We start from the raw sequence: 14,723 nt of genomic DNA, 5'->3' as shown, positions 1-14,723 counted from the left end.
GTCGGGGTCAGTGCAGGCCCAGCAGGCGGGCCACGTCGTTGTAGAGAGCCAGGGACATCATCATGAGCATGATGGCCACCCCGCCACGCTGCAGCCGGTCCAGCCACAACTCGGAGACCGGCCGCCCCGTCACACCCTCGAAAAGATAATACATCAGGTGCCCACCATCGAGCATGGGCAGCGGCAGCAGGTTCAACACGCCAAGTGACACGCTGACCACGGCAAGGAAGCCGAGGTAGTACGCCAGGCCGAGTTGCACCGACTGGCCGGCGTAGTCGGCGATCGTCAGCGGCCCGCTGAGGTTCTTCAGCGACGCTTCGCCGATGAGCATCTTGCCGAGCATCTTCAAGGTCAACGTGGACATCTCCCACGTGCGGCCCACGGCGCGCGCCAGCCCCTCGAACACACCGTAGCGCACCGTCACTAGCTCTGGCGGCTGGCCCGGGTAGGCCTCGATGCGCCCGATGTGCTGGTCACGCTCGGCAACGACATTCGGCGTCACCTCCAGCTCGAGCACCTGCCCACCACGCTCGACACGCCACTGCATCGGTCGCGACGTGCCGTCGGCGCCACTTGCACGGATCAGTTCGCGAATGCGCGCCGCCTCCGCGATGAGTTGGCCATCGATGCTCAGCACGCGATCGCCGGCTCGCAGGCCTGCCGCGGCAGCCGGACCGCCCGGCTTGATCTCGCCAAGCACCGGCTCGCTGAAAGGTGCGCCCAGGCCGATGCGCTTCATGAGTTGCGCGTCCACTTCGCTCGCGCCAAGCGTATTCAGGTCGAGCACGACGCGGCGCTGGCCGCGCCCCTGTCCATCGCTCACCATCAGGTGCAGAGGCGCGCCGTGCAGCACCGCCTGCGTGACCTGCCAGCGCAGGTCGTTCATCGAGCGCAACTCCTCCCACTCCGCCCCGTCTTCGGACCAAGCCCGCGCCCAGTCGCCCGCACGCAGGCCGGCTCTCTCGGCGAGGCTGCCTGCGGCCGGCCCCGCCATCAGCGCCTTGGGCTCGTCCATGCCGATCCAGTGGGCCCCTGCGTACAGCAGCACCGCGAGCAGCAGATTGGCCAACGGGCCGGCGGCGACGACGGCGGTGCGCTGCCAGAGCGGCTTGCGGTTGAAGGCGCGATGCAGTTCGTTCGACGCCACCGGGCCTTCACGTTCGTCGAGCATGCGAACGTAGCCGCCCAGCGGCAGCGCGGAGACGACGAATTCGGTGCCCGACGCGGAGGACTGGCGACGCCAGATCACGCGGCCGAAGCCGACGGAGAAGCGCAGCACCTTCACGCCGCACGCCACCGCGACCCGGTAGTGGCCGTACTCGTGCACGACGATGAGCACGCCCAGCGTGAGGATGAACGCGAACAGCGTGATCATCGGGACAGATCCTTTATCAACTGCTGCGCCAGGCGCCGCGCCCGTTCATCGAGTTCGAGCAGACCTGCCAAGGACGTGGCGGAGTTCGGTTCCGGGATCACGTTTTCGACGGTCCCGGCGTTGACCGTGTGAATCTGGTCGAAGCGGATGGTTCCGGAGAGGAAGGCGGCCACTGCCTCCTCGTTGGCAGCGTTGAGCACCGCCGTGCTGCCCGGCGCGGCGCGCAGCGCTTCCCAGGCGAGCCCCAGACCCGGGTAGCGCACGAGGTCCGCCGGCTCGAAGCTCAGCGCCGCGAGGCTCGCGAAGTCGAGCGGCGACGCCCCCGACTCGATGCGCTGCGGAAACGACAGCCCGTAGGCGATCGGCACGCGCATGTCCGGCGTGCCCAGCTGCGCCAGCACCGAGTTGTCGCGGCACACCACCATCGAGTGGATGATGCTCTGCGGGTGGATGACCACGCGGATCTGCGCGGGCTCGAGGTCGAACAGCCAGCGCGCCTCGATCACCTCGAGCGCCTTGTTCATCATCGTCGCCGAGTCGACGGAGATCTTGCGGCCCATCACCCAGTTGGGGTGCGCGCAGGCCTGGTCCGGCGTCACGGCATGCAATGTGCTCGGATCGCGCGTGCGGAACGGCCCCCCCGAGGCCGTCAGCACGATGTGATCGATGCGCGACGCCCAGGCGCCGCGGTCTTCGGGCAGGCACTGGAAGATCGCCGAGTGCTCGCTGTCGATCGGCAGCAGCGTCGCGCCACCGGCCTTCACCGCGCCCATGAAGAGCGCACCGCCGACCACCAGCGCTTCCTTGTTGGCAAGCATCAGCCGCTTGCCGGCGCGCGCCGCCGCCAGACAAGGCGCGAGACCGGCAGCGCCGACGATCGCCGCCATCACCGCGTCCACATCCGGATGTTCGGCAAGTTGCTCGAGGGCCTGCGCCCCCGCGAGCACCTCCGTGCGCAGACCCTCACGCGCGAGAAGCTCTCGCAGCGCGGCGGCGCGGCTTGCGTCCGGCATGGCCGCGAAGCGCGGCTTCCAGCGCAGGCATTGCGCCGCCAGCTCGTCGATGCGGCTGGCGCCGGTGAGCGCGAACACCTCGAAGCGCTCCGGGTGGCGCGAGATCACGTCCAGGGTGTTCGCGCCCACCGAACCGGTGGACCCCAACACGCAGACACGAAGGGGCGACGGGGCTTGGTTCATGCGAGATTCAGCTCGAGGCGAGCGCCATCGCGATGGGGAACACCGGGAGCAGCGCGTCGACGCGGTCGAGCACGCCGCCGTGGCCCGGCAGCAGGCCGCTGCTGTCCTTCGCGCCGGCGCTGCGTTTGACCAGCGACTCGAACAGGTCGCCGACGACGCTCATCGCGGACAGCACCAGCACACCGACGAGCAGGCCAGGCAGGCCCCACACCTCGGCGATTCGGCTGTAGAGGCTGGGCGAATCGACAGGCTGCGAGCCATCGATCCAGCGCCATGCCAGCGCGAGCGCGACCACGGCTGCCATCCCCGACCACACGCCTTCCCAGCTCTTGCCCGGGCTGATGGTCGGCGCAAGCTTGCGCCGCCCGAAGGCGCGTCCACCGAAGTAGGCGGCAACGTCCGCCACCCAGACCAGGCAGAAGGTCGAGAGGATGAAGTTGATGCCGAGGTGCCTGGCGTTGGCGATCGCCAGCCACGCCGCCCAGAGCATGACCAGGCCGAGCAGCCAGCGCAGTCCGAGCGGCACGCCGGGCCAGCCCGCCGGCCCTGCGCGCAGCGCCAGGCCGCCGCCGATCAGCCACGCCAGAGTCACGGGCCACCACAGCCAGGCCGGCGACTTGGCGGCCCAGCCGAGCCAGATGGCGTCGGCGCACGCCAGCACGAGCAGCACACCCATGGCGATCGCCAGGCCGCCGGCAGCAGCATTCAGCTTGCCCCACTCCCAGCCTGCGGCACCGATGAGCACCAGCGTGAGCGCCGCAAATGGCCACGGCGAGTCTGCAAACAATGCGGGCAACAGCAACGCCAGCAGCACGATGGCGGTGACGACGCGCTGCTTGAGCATGATCAGGTGCCGGTGGCCGGAATCGGAACCGTCGTCGGCTTCACCAGACCGAAGCGCCGGTCACGCTTCGCGTAGGCGGCAATGGCGGCATCGAGCTCGGACTCGTTGAAGTCCGGCCACAGGCAATCGGTGAACACCAGTTCCGAATAGGCGGCCTGCCAGAGCAGGAAGTTGCTGATGCGCACTTCGCCGCCGGTGCGGATCAGCAGGTCGGGATCGGGCGCATCGCCGAAGGCCATGTAGCGACCGAGCGTGGCCTCGTCCAGATCTTCGGGCTTCACGCCTTCGCGCATCGCCTGCCGGCATGCCTGCACGATGTCCCAGCGACCGCCGTAGGCGAATGCCACCCACAACGTGATTCGCGTGTTCTGGCTGGTGCTCGATTCGGCGCGGTCGCAGGCCTGGCGCAGCCGCTCGGTGAGCTGACCTCGGTCGCCGATCATGCGGATGCGCACGCCCCTGGACGCCAGCTTGGCGAGGTACTTCTCCACCGCGACCAGCACGAGGCCCATCAGGAACGACACCTCTTCGGCGGGCCGCTTCCAGTTCTCGGACGAAAAGGCGAACACGGTCAGGTGCTCGACGCCACGGTCGGCACAGGCAAGTACGGTCTTGACCAGCGTATCGACTCCGGCCTTGTGGCCGAACACGCGCGGCATGAAGCGACGCTTGGCCCAGCGGCCATTGCCGTCCATGACGATGGCCACGTGGCGCGGAATACCGGAGTCCGGGGTCACGGAATGGATGGCGCGAGATGATCAGGCTGCAGGGCGTGGCCGACGGGATCGTGGCCTCAGACGGCCATGATCTCCGTTTCCTTGCCGGCCACGAGGCGGTCGATCTCGGCGATCGTGCCGTCTGTCAGTCGCTGCAGCTGCTCGAGCGCGCGGCGCTCGTCGTCCTCGGAGATCTCCTTGTCCTTGAGCAGCTTCTTCAGGTGATCGTTGGCGTCGCGGCGCAGGTTCCGCGTGGCGATGCGCGCTTCCTCGCCGGCATGGCGCACCACCTTGGTGAGGTCCTTGCGGCGCTCTTCGGTCAGTGCGGGCATCGGCACGCGCAGCAGGTCGCCCTGGGCCGAGGGATTCAGGCCCAGATCCGACTCGCGGATCGCCTTTTCGATCTTCGCGCCCATGCCCTTCTCCCAGGGCTGCACGCTGATCGTGCGCGCATCCAGCAGGGTGACGTTGGCCACCTGGCTGATCGGCACCATCGAGCCGTAGTAGTCGACGTGCACCTGGTCCAGGATGCCCGGGTGGGCCCGGCCGGTGCGGATCTTCTGCAACTCGACCTTGAACGCCTCGACGGTCTTGGCCATCTTGGTTTCAGCAGTCTTCTTGATGTCGGCAATCGTCATGTCGGGCCTCTCTCGGCAACAAGCTTCAGACGTGCACCAGTGTGCCTTCGTCCTCGCCCTGCACCACGCGCTTCAACGCGCCGGGCTTGAAGATGGAAAACACCTTGATGGGCAACTTCTGGTCGCGGCACAGCGCGAAGGCGGTGGCATCCATCACCTGCAGGTTCTTCACGATCGCCTCGTCGAAGCTGATCTGCGTGTAACGTGTCGCCCCCGGGTCCTTCTTGGGGTCGGCGCTGTAGACGCCGTCGACCTTGGTCGCCTTCAGAACGATCTGGGCGCCGATCTCGGCGCCACGCAGCGCGGCGGCGGTGTCGGTGGTGAAGAAGGGGTTGCCGGTGCCGGCCGCGAACACGACCACCTTGCCCTCTTCGAGGTACTGCAGCGCCTTCGGGCGCACGTACGGCTCGACCACCTGCTCGATGGCGATGGCCGACATCACCCGCGCCGTCATGCCTTCCTGGCGCATCGTGTCGGCCAGCGCCAGCGAATTCATCACGGTGGCCAGCATGCCCATGTAGTCGGCGGTGGCGCGGTCCATGCCCACCGAGCCACCGGCCACCCCACGGAAAATGTTGCCGCCGCCGATCACCACCGCCACCTCGCAGCCGAGCTGGGTCACCTCCTGCACCTCGCGCACCATGCGCACCATGGTGGCGCGGTTGATGCCGTAGGCATCGTCGCCCATCAGGGCCTCGCCGGAGAGTTTCAGCAGGATACGTTTGTAGGCGGGCATGCAGTGGGCTCCTGGCGCGGTGCTTTTCTCGTGGCTCGCAAGTCTAATCGGCCGGGGGTTCCTCTTCCCCCGGCAGACCGCCTCAGGCGCCCTTGGCGGCAGCGACCTGGGCCGCCACTTCCGCGGCGAAGTCGTCGACCTTCTTCTCGATGCCCTCACCCACCACGTAGAGCGTGAAGCCCTTGACCTCTGTCTTGGCCGCCTTGAGCATCTGCTCGACGGTCTGCTTGCCGTCGGCGGCCTTCACGAAGACCTGGTTGAGGAGACTGACCTCCTTGAGGAACTTCTGCACCGAGCCATCGACCATCTTGGCGACGATGTCGGCCGGCTTGCCGCTCTCTGCCGCCTTCTCGGCAGCGATCTTGCGCTCCTTTTCGACCAGATCGGCCGGCACGTCGGCCGACGACAGCGCGGCCGGCTTCATCGCCGCCACGTGCATCGCCACGTCCTTCGCCGCCACGGCGTCGCCGGCGTATTCGACGATCACGCCAATGCGCGTGCCGTGCAGGTAGTGCGCCAGGCTGCCGCCGCCGGCATAGCGCTTGAAGCGGCGGATCGACATGTTCTCGCCGATCTTGCCGATCAGGCCCTTGCGCACATCCTCCAGCGTCGGACCGAAGCCGTCCTGCGCGTAGGGCAGCACCGACAGCGCGGCGACGTCGGACGGATTGCTCTTGGCGACCAGATCGGCCGCCGCCTTCGCGAAGGCGAGGAAGGACTCGTTCTTCGAGACGAAGTCGGTCTCGCAGTTGATCTCGATGAGCGCACCGGTGCTGCCATCCACCGACGCGGCGATCACGCCCTCGGCGGTGATGCGGGCGGCGGCCTTGCCGGCCTTGTTGCCGAGCTTGACGCGCAGGATCTCCTCGGCACGTCCCATGTCGCCGTCGGCCTCGGTCAGGGCCTTCTTGCATTCCATCATCGGCGCGTCGGTCTTGGCGCGAAGTTCGGCGACCATGCTGGCGGTGATTGCGGGCATATCAGTTCTCCGTGAGTCTTGCCGCCGCGGCGCACCGGCCGCGGCAGTCTTATCGCTTGTCGGACATTGAAAAAAGGGGCTGTAGCAGCCCCTTTCTTGGCTTGAGCGGGCGAGTCGGGGTGCGCGGCCTCAGGCCGCGTTCTCGACTTCCACGAACTCGTCGCCGCCAGCGGCAGGCTGCGCCACCTCGGACGTGGCGTTGGCCTTGCCTTCCAGCACGGCGTCGGCCACGGCGCGGGCGTACAGCGCCACGGCCTTGGACGAGTCGTCGTTGCCCGGGATGACGTAGTCGATGCCTTCGGGCGAGTGGTTCGAGTCGACCACCCCGATGACCGGGATGCCCAGCTTCTTGGCTTCCGACACGGCGATCTTGTGGTAGCCGACGTCGATCACGAACAGCGCATCGGGCAGCGCATTCATGTCCTGGATGCCGCCGATGTCCTTCTCGAGCTTGGCCAGTTCGCGCTGGAACATCAGCGCTTCCTTCTTGATGCGGATCTCCGCGCCCGACTCGATCTGCGCCTGCATGTCCTTGAGCTTCTTCAGCGAACCCTTGACGGTCTTGAAGTTGGTCAGCATGCCGCCCAGCCAGCGCTGGTCGACGAAGGGCATGCCGCAGCGGTGCGCCTCCTGGTTGATGACCTCGCGCGCCTGGCGCTTGGTACCGATCATCAGGATGGTGCCGCGTCGAGCGCTGAGCTGGCGGATGAACTTCATCGCCTCGTTGAAGAGCGGCTGCGTCTTCTCGAGGTTGATGATGTGGATCTTGTTGCGATGGCCGTAGATGTACGGGGCCATCTTGGGATTCCAGAAGCGCGTCTGGTGGCCAAAGTGCACACCGGCTTCCAGCATTTCACGCATGCTGATCGTCATGGGGACTCCAAAGGTTGGTTCTAGAATCCGGCCTGAATCGCGGCGACACTTCTCGACGCAATGTCGTCGAAAGCGACGTCGCGACACCTTCAGTGGCCGGCTTCGCGAGTGATTCATCCGGGGTGAGCCCCCAGACAAACCCGAAGAGTGTACCACGCCACATGGTCGATGACCTTTGCGCCACCCGCGCGCTCCTGTCCGGCGGCAAGCTGACCGCCCGTGCGCTGATCGAGCGGAGCATCGATGCCGCCCGCAGCGACGCCTGCCGGCACGCCTTCCTCTCCACGTCCTTCGACGCGGCGCTCGCCCAGACCACGGCGGCCCCTGCCGACGCGCCGTTGGCCGGCCTGGCCGTGAGCATCAAGGACCTGTTCGACGTGGCGGGTGAGACCACCACCGCCGCCAGCCTCGTCCTCGCCGACGCCGCCCCGGCTGCGGCCGACTGCCCCGCGGTGGCTCGACTGCGCCGTGCCGGCGCCGCCTTCATCGGCCGCACCAACATGAGCGAGTTCGCCTTTTCCGGCGTGGGCATCAACCCGCACCACGGCACGCCGGCCAACGCGGCGACGGTGCGGCTCGACCCGACGCCGCGCATCCCCGGCGGCTCGACGTCGGGCGGCGCAGTCAGCGTGGCTGCGGGGGCGGCATGGGCCGCGCTCGGCTCGGACACCGGCGGCTCGATCCGCATCCCCGCTGCGCTGCACGGACTGGTGGGCTTCAAGAACACCGCGAGGCTGGTGCCGACGGACGGCGCCATTCCGCTGTCGACCACGCTGGACACCGTCTGCGCGATCACGCATTCGGTGCGCGACGCGGTGGTGCTGCACGAGGTGCTGGCACAGCGGCGCGTCGTGCCGGCGGGCAAGCCGCTCGGCGCCATGCACTTCGGTGTGCCGACCACGCTGATGCTGGATGCGCTGGAGCCTACAGTTGCAGTCGCATTCGAGCGTGCACTTGCCACCCTGCGGGGGGCTGGCGCCAGCGTCGAGGAGATCCCGTTGCCAACGCTCGGCGAACTCGCCGGCCTGAACGCGTCCGGCGGCTTCTCCGCGGCGGAGAGTTGGGCCTGGCACCGCCGACGACTGGCCACCGATGGCGATCGATACGACCCCCGCGTGGCGATGCGCATTCGTCGAGGTGAGCGCATGAGCGCGGCCGACTATGTCGATCTGCTGTGGGCGCGCCGCGACTGGATCGCCCGCACGGAGGCCGCCATGGCACGCTTCGACGCCATGCTCAGTCCGACCGTGCCCATCGTCGCGCCACCACTCGCGCCGCTGGTCGCCAGCGACGATGCTTTCTTCGCCGCGAATGCACTGCTGCTGCGCAACCCCAGCGCGATCAACTTCCTCGATGGCTGCGCGCTGTCGCTGCCCTGCCATGCTGCGGGTGAGATGCCGGTCGGGCTGATGGTGTGGGGTGCGGCGATGCGCGACGACGCGGTGCTGGCCGCCGCCCTGGGCATCGAAGCGGCCCTCGCGCCGCAGCGGCGCTGAGCATGCGGGTCGCAGTCGTCGGCGCCGGCATCGTCGGCGTCGCCACGGCGTACGAGCTCGCCGCCGACGGCCACGAGGTCACGGTGTTCGAGCGGCGCGGCAGCGTCGCCGCCGAGGCCAGCTTCGCCAACGCCGGCGTGGTCGCGCCCGGCTACGTCACTCCTTGGGCCGCGCCGGACATGCCGGGCCGGGTGTTGCGCACGCTGTTCAGCCAGCATGCCCCGGTGCGATTGCACGCCAGCCTCGATCCGGCGCTTCTCGCTTGGCTGTGGCGTTGGTGGCGCGCCTGCCGCACCGACACCTGGCGCGCCAATCGCACCCGCATGCAGCGGCTGGCCGCGTTCAGCCGCAGCCGCCTGCACGAGATCACGAAGGTGCTGCAGCTCGAGTACGAGCGGCAGCCCGGCTACCTGGTGCTGCTGCGCAACGAGACCGACCTTGCTTCGGCACGCCCCGGGCTGAAGCTCCTGACCGAACTCGGCGGCCGCTTCCACCTCGTCGACGCCGCGCGCTGCCGGGAGATCGAACCCGGCCTCAACCCCGACACCGAACTGCACGCCGGCGTCCACCTGCCCGACGACGAGGTGGGCAACTGTCGGCAGTTCGCCCATCTGTTGCGCGCCGAGGCACAGAAGCTCGGCACGCGCTGGTGCTTCCACACGCAGGTGCAGCGCCTCGTGCCCGGCCGCACACCGCAGGTCGTGCATCGCTACATGCCACCGGCGGAGTCGACGCAACTGCTGGTCGATCACACGCCGTCGAGCGGCGACGCCCCGGCCACCGAACCGGCACCGCTCGAACCCGTCCACGAGGACTTCGATGCCGTGGTCGTCTGCGCGGCGATGGGCGCGCCTGAACTGCTGCGCCCGCACGGCCTGCGTCTGCCGCTGCGCGCGGTGCATGGCTACTCGGTGACCGCGCCGCTGCGGCCAGACGACAACCCGGCCGAACGCGCGCCGCGCGCTGCGCTGATGGACGAGCGCTACAAGATCGCGATCAGCCGCATTGGCCAGCGCATCCGGGTGGCCGGCGGCGCCGAGATCGGAGGCTCAGTCCACAAGCACGACCCGCGCGCGATCGACACGCTCTACAAGGTGCTCAACGACTGGTTCCCGGGCGCCGGCCGCATGAGCCAGGTGCAACGCTGGAAGGGCGCACGTCCGATGCTGCCCGACGGCCCGCCGGTGATCGGCGCCAGCGGCGTCGAAGGCCTTTGGCTCAACCTGGGCCACGGCTCCAGCGGCTGGGCGCTTGCCTGCGGGTCGGCTGTTGCGCTGGCACAAGCAATGGCGGGCCGCGAGGCGCCGATCAGCCTGGAGGGCCTGGGGGTGGCGCGCCTGCGCTGATACGCTCGCGGCTGATGCGACGCCTCGACACCCACACCCCCGACCTGCCGCTCTTCGACGTGGCGCACACGCGCCGCATCGAGGCCGCGGCGTTGACCGTCTTGCCGCCCCATGCGCTGCTGCAGCGCGCCGGCGCCGCGGTGGCGCGGCTGGCCCTGGCCCTCGCGCCGCATGCGCGCGTCGTGCGCATCCTGGCGGGCGTTGGCAACAACGGCGGTGACGGGCTCGATGCGGCGATCCGGCTGCAGCATGCCGGCAAGCCCGTCGAGGTGGTGCTGCTCGGCGAGCCGCAACCGGACGACGCCCGCGACGCGCTCGCCCGAGCTCACGATGCCGGCGTGGCGGTCAACCCGACCGCGCTCTCGGCGCTGGGACCGCAGGATCTCGCGATCGACGCGCTGCTCGGCATCGGCGCGAGCCGCGCAGCCGAAGGCATGCTTCGCGAGGCGATCGTCGGGTTGAACGCCCTGCCCTGCCCGGTGCTCGCCATCGACCTTCCGTCCGGGCTGGCGGCGAACACCGGTCAGCCGCTCGGCGACGCGGTGCGCGCGCAGCACACGCTCAGCCTGCTGACCGTCAAGCCGGGTCTGTTCACCGCCTCCGGCCGCGACCATGCGGGAACGGTGTGGTTCGACGATCTCGGCGTGGACACCTCGCAGGAGTCGCCGGAGGCTTGGCTGGGCGGCGCGCGATCGGCCGCCCTGCACCGACGCCGGCACGCGCAGCACAAGGGCAGCTTCGGCGACCTCATGGTCGTCGGTGGTGCACCGGGCATGGGCGGCGCGGCCCTGCTCGCCGGCCGAGCCGCCCTCGCGGCCGGAGCCGGGCGTGTCTTCGTGGACCTGCTGGACCCGCAGGCACCGGCGCTCGATGCCGGACGCCCCGAGCTGATGCTGCGCTTCGGCTGGTCGCGCCAAGCCGACGCCGAGGCGCTGGCGCGCAGCACCGTGGTCTGTGGCTGCGGCGGCGGCGATTCCGTGCGCTCCGTGTTGCCTCGCCTGCTCGGCGGCAGCGGACGGCTCGTGCTCGACGCCGATGCGCTCAACGCCGTCGCCGCGGACGGCCAATTGCGCAAGGCGCTGTGCGCGCGCGCCGGTCGCGCCCAGGCCACCGTGCTGACGCCGCACCCGCTGGAGGCCGCTCGCCTGCTCGGCCTCGGCAGCACCGAGGTGCAGGCGGACCGCCTCGCCGCGGCGCGGGAGCTCGCCGACGAGTTCGCCAGCGTCGTGGTGCTGAAGGGCTCGGGCAGCGTGATCGCCGCGCCGGGGCGCGCGCCGCGCATCAACGCGAGCGGAAACGTCGCGCTGGCCACGGCCGGCACTGGCGACGTGCTCGCCGGCTGGCTGGGTGGCCACTGGGCGCAACGCCCCGAAGCCGACGCCGCCGAGCGCGCCTGGCATGCCGCGGTGCACGCCGTCTGGCGCCATGGCGCGACTGCCGACGCGTGCGGCGCGCGGATCCTGCGCGCCGCCGACCTGATCGAGCAGATGACGAGATTCGACGACCGCTGAACCTGGCTCAGCGCCGCTTGGCGCCGCGCGGCGCGGCCGAAGTCTTGCGGGTGGTGGCCTTGGCCGCGCGCACCGGATGCGCGGCCTTGCCGCCGCCACGGGCCTTCGCCTTGGTCGCCGCCTTGGTGGCGCGATCGGTCGCCTTCACACGCACGAGTTCCTCGCCCGCGGCCTCGCGCTTGTCGTGGGCGCGCTCGCGCCGCGCACGGAGTCGCGTCGCGTCGTCCTCTCCTTCGCGCACCATGCGGAAGTCGATGCGCCGGCCATCGAGGTCCACACGGCTGACCTGCACGCGCACCCGCGCGCCGATTGCGTAGCGGATGCCGCTGCGCTCGCCGCGCAACTCCTGGCGTGCCTCGTCGAACCGGTAGTACTCGCCGCCGAGTTCGGTGATGTGCACCAAGCCCTCGACGTAGAGTGAGTCGAGCGTCACGAACAGCCCGAAGCTGGTCACCGCACTGACGGTACCGGCGAACTCCTCGCCGAGGTGCTCGCGCATGTAGCGGCACTTCAGCCAGGCCTCGACGTCGCGCGAGGCCTCGTCGGCACGGCGTTCGTTGGCACTGCAATGGGCACCGGCGGCCTCCCAGTGCTCCATCTCCTGGTTCGGCAAGTGCTTCGCCTTGCCGGCGTGGCGCACCTTCGGCGCGTCCTCGAACCTGCCACTGAGAAGGTGGTAGCGCTTGCCGCTGAGAAGGGCCTTGATCACGCGGTGCACCAGCAGGTCGGGATAGCGCCGGATCGGGCTGGTGAAGTGCGTGTAGGCCTCGTAGGCCAGACCGAAGTGGCCGGCATTGGTGCCGGTGTAGATCGCCTGCTGCATCGATCGCAGCAGCATGGTGTGGATCTGCAGCGCGTCGGGCCGGTCCTTGGTCGCCGCGGCGATGGCTTGGAACTCCTTTGGATGCGGCTCCTCGCTGACCGCCAGGCCGAGGCCCAGTGCCTTGAGGTAGTTCTGCAGCAGCGTGCGCTTCTCCGGCGTCGGGCCCTCGTGCACGCGGTACAGCGCCGGGTGTTTGGCGCGCGCGATGAAATCGGCCGAGCACACGTTGGCGGCGAGCATCGCTTCTTCGATCAGGCGATGCGCGTCGTTGCGCGTGCGCGGCACGATCTTCTCGATCCTGCCGTTCTCGTCGCAGACGATCTGCGTCTCGGTGGTCTCGAAATCCATCGCGCCGCGCTTGGTCCGCTCCTTGAGCAGTGCGCGGTACAGCTCGTGGAGGTGCAGCAGTTGCGGCACCAGTTCGACGCGCCTCGCCGCCTCGGGGCCGCGCGTGTTGGCGAGGATCGCCGCCACCTCGGTGTAGGTGAAGCGGGCGTGTGAGCAGATCACGGCCGGGAAGAACTGGTAGGCGTGCACCTCGCCCGACGCCGTGACCAGCATGTCGCACACCATCGCGAGGCGGTCCTCGTTCGGGTTCAGCGAGCACAGGCCATTGGAGATCTTTTCCGGCAGCATCGGGATCACGCGGCGCGGAAAGTACACGGAGGTGGCGCGTTCGTAGGCGTCTTCGTCCAGCGGTTCGCCGGGCTTCACGTAGTGGCTGACGTCGGCAATCGCGACGACGAGGCGCCAGCCGTTGGGCGATTTGGTGCGCCCGATCTTTGCCGGTTCGCAGTACACCGCGTCGTCGAAGTCGCGTGCGTCCTCGCCATCGATGGTGACCAGCGGCACATCGGTGAGGTCCATGCGGTGCCGACGGTCCGCGGGGCGGATCTTCTCCGGCAGCGCCGCGGCCTGCGCCAGGGTCTCCGGCGAGAAGCGGTGCGGCACCTCGTACTTGCGCACCGCGATCTCGATCTCCATGCCCGGGTCGTCGATCTCGCCAAGCACCTCGGTCACGCGACCGACCGGCTGCGAGTACATCGACGGCGGCTCGGTCAGCTCGATCGCGACCACCTGGCCCGCCGTCGCGTTCGCGATCGCGTTCTTCGGAACCATGATGTCCTGGCCGTAGCGCTTGTCTTCCGGCGCCACCAGCCAGATGCCGCTCTCGTGCAGCAGTCGGCCGATGATCGGCGACTTGCGCCGCTCGAGGATCTCGAGGACGCGGCCCTCGGGCCGGCCCTTGCGGTCATAGCGGATGATGCGAACCTTGACGCGGTCGCGGTGCAGCACCGCGCGCATCTCCTGCTGCGAGAGGTAGACGTCGGGCTGGCGATCGTCACGCACGAGGAAGCCATGTCCGTCGCGGTGACCCTGCACCGTGCCCTCGACTTCGCTCATCAGCTCGGCGCCGACAGCGGGGGGAGTTGAGTGTTGATTTGTTTTGATGATATGATCCAAGACTTCCTGAAATGCCCAGGTGGCGGAATTGGTAGACGCACTAGTTTCAGGTACTAGCGGGTAACACCGTGGGGGTTCGAGTCCCTTCCTGGGCACCAGATGATAGAGACAGTGAAGAGAAGGCCGGCGCCGATGCGCTGGCCTTTTTGTTTGTGCGCAGCCTTTCCAGACTCGCCTAGATGACGAACTTCTTCGCCAGTCCTTCGGGGCGAAGCTCGTCGTATTCCTCGAACGGCTGGTGGATCCACGGACTCGTGGGCAGCAGCTCGACGTAGTAGTCGGGCGTGTAGCTCGACACCCCCTTGGTCCAGATGACCGCCGAGCGCAGTTCGCTGATCGAGGGCATGCCGCGCAGTCGGTCCACGACGGCGCGCAGCGTCACGCCGGAATCGGCCAGGTCGTCGACCAGCAGCACGCGGCCGGCCAGTTCACCCTTGGGCAGCGTGATGTACTTGGCCATGTCCAGACGGCCCTGGATGGTGCCCGCCTCGGCGCGGTACGAACTCGTCGACATGATCGCGAGCGGCTTATCGAACACGCGCGAAAGCACGTCACCGGGCCGCATGCCACCGCGCGCCAGACAGAGGATCTGGTCGAAGTCCCAACCCGAAGCGTGGACCTTCAGCGCCAGGCGCTCGATCAGCATGTGGTACTCGTCCCACGAGACGTAGAGATGTTTGCCGTCGTCGGTCAGCATGGACGAACTCCAGGGAAATGAGGGCGGCT

13 protein-coding genes and 1 tRNA gene are annotated in these 14,723 nt (G+C 68.8%); 4 read left to right on the top strand and 10 right to left on the bottom strand.

Features of this window, described 5'->3' with window-relative positions:
* Positions 1 to 7: 7 nt before the first annotated feature.
* The 8 genes from rseP to rpsB form a co-directional block, all read right to left on the bottom strand.
* Complete coding sequence (gene rseP / locus Q0599_RS07285; RefSeq protein WP_298827750.1) at positions 8 to 1,375, bottom strand: RIP metalloprotease RseP; 1,368 nt, start codon at positions 1,373 to 1,375, stop codon at positions 8 to 10.
* Positions 1,372 to 2,571, bottom strand: coding sequence for a 1-deoxy-D-xylulose-5-phosphate reductoisomerase (gene ispC / locus Q0599_RS07280; RefSeq protein WP_298827747.1), 1,200 nt, complete (start codon positions 2,569 to 2,571; stop codon positions 1,372 to 1,374). The genes rseP and ispC overlap by 4 nt, the downstream gene beginning before the upstream one ends.
* Before the next feature lie 7 nt (positions 2,572 to 2,578).
* The gene (locus Q0599_RS07275) at positions 2,579 to 3,415 is read right to left on the bottom strand and encodes a phosphatidate cytidylyltransferase (RefSeq protein ID WP_298827744.1); all 837 of its coding nucleotides are present in this window, start codon (positions 3,413 to 3,415) and stop codon (positions 2,579 to 2,581) included.
* A 2-nt stretch (positions 3,416 to 3,417) separates the two neighbouring features.
* Positions 3,418 to 4,152 (bottom strand): polyprenyl diphosphate synthase, encoded by a 735-nt coding sequence (gene uppS, locus Q0599_RS07270; protein WP_298827742.1) that lies wholly within the window; start codon positions 4,150 to 4,152, stop codon positions 3,418 to 3,420.
* A 56-nt stretch (positions 4,153 to 4,208) separates the two neighbouring features.
* The gene (frr, locus tag Q0599_RS07265; RefSeq protein WP_298827739.1) at positions 4,209 to 4,769 is read right to left on the bottom strand and encodes a ribosome recycling factor; all 561 of its coding nucleotides are present in this window, start codon (positions 4,767 to 4,769) and stop codon (positions 4,209 to 4,211) included.
* A gap of 25 nt (positions 4,770 to 4,794) precedes the next feature.
* A complete protein-coding gene (gene pyrH, locus Q0599_RS07260) occupies positions 4,795 to 5,505 on the bottom strand; it encodes a UMP kinase (protein ID WP_298827736.1) in 711 nt (236 codons plus the stop codon).
* Positions 5,506 to 5,587: 82 nt separating this feature from the next.
* Positions 5,588 to 6,484, bottom strand: a complete 897-nt coding sequence (gene tsf, locus Q0599_RS07255; RefSeq protein ID WP_298827733.1) for a translation elongation factor Ts — start codon at positions 6,482 to 6,484, stop codon at positions 5,588 to 5,590.
* 129 nt (positions 6,485 to 6,613) lie between these two features.
* Positions 6,614 to 7,357: a 30S ribosomal protein S2 gene (rpsB, locus tag Q0599_RS07250; RefSeq protein WP_298827730.1), complete on the bottom strand. Its 744-nt coding sequence runs from the start codon at positions 7,355 to 7,357 to the stop codon at positions 6,614 to 6,616.
* Positions 7,358 to 7,518: 161 nt separating this feature from the next.
* On the opposite strand from rpsB, the gene Q0599_RS07245 reads away from it, so the two are divergent.
* From Q0599_RS07245 to Q0599_RS07235, 3 genes are read left to right on the top strand one after another with little or no spacing between them, the layout of a single operon-like run.
* Complete coding sequence (locus Q0599_RS07245) at positions 7,519 to 8,853, top strand: amidase (RefSeq protein ID WP_298827727.1); 1,335 nt, start codon at positions 7,519 to 7,521, stop codon at positions 8,851 to 8,853.
* Between the two features lie 2 nt (positions 8,854 to 8,855).
* Complete coding sequence (locus tag Q0599_RS07240; RefSeq protein ID WP_298827724.1) at positions 8,856 to 10,199, top strand: FAD-dependent oxidoreductase; 1,344 nt, start codon at positions 8,856 to 8,858, stop codon at positions 10,197 to 10,199.
* A 14-nt stretch (positions 10,200 to 10,213) separates the two neighbouring features.
* Positions 10,214 to 11,710, top strand: a complete 1,497-nt coding sequence (locus Q0599_RS07235; RefSeq protein WP_298827722.1) for an NAD(P)H-hydrate dehydratase — start codon at positions 10,214 to 10,216, stop codon at positions 11,708 to 11,710.
* A 7-nt stretch (positions 11,711 to 11,717) separates the two neighbouring features.
* Here the strand turns inward: Q0599_RS07235 and rnr are convergent, their stop codons facing one another.
* Positions 11,718 to 13,997, bottom strand: coding sequence for a ribonuclease R (gene rnr, locus Q0599_RS07230; RefSeq protein ID WP_298827719.1), 2,280 nt, complete (start codon positions 13,995 to 13,997; stop codon positions 11,718 to 11,720).
* A gap of 13 nt (positions 13,998 to 14,010) precedes the next feature.
* Here rnr and Q0599_RS07225 point away from each other — a divergent pair.
* Positions 14,011 to 14,095 (top strand) — tRNA-Leu (locus Q0599_RS07225).
* A 77-nt stretch (positions 14,096 to 14,172) separates the two neighbouring features.
* On the opposite strand, the gene Q0599_RS07220 is transcribed toward Q0599_RS07225, so the two are convergent.
* Complete coding sequence (locus tag Q0599_RS07220; RefSeq protein WP_298827716.1) at positions 14,173 to 14,694, bottom strand: phosphoribosyltransferase; 522 nt, start codon at positions 14,692 to 14,694, stop codon at positions 14,173 to 14,175.
* Positions 14,695 to 14,723: the final 29 nt, after the last annotated feature.

Origin of the sequence: uncultured Piscinibacter sp. (genome assembly GCF_937952055.1) — a bacterium.
Taxonomy (GTDB): domain Bacteria; phylum Pseudomonadota; class Gammaproteobacteria; order Burkholderiales; family Burkholderiaceae_C; genus Piscinibacter.
This window is presented reverse-complemented; position numbering and strand designations above follow the sequence as displayed.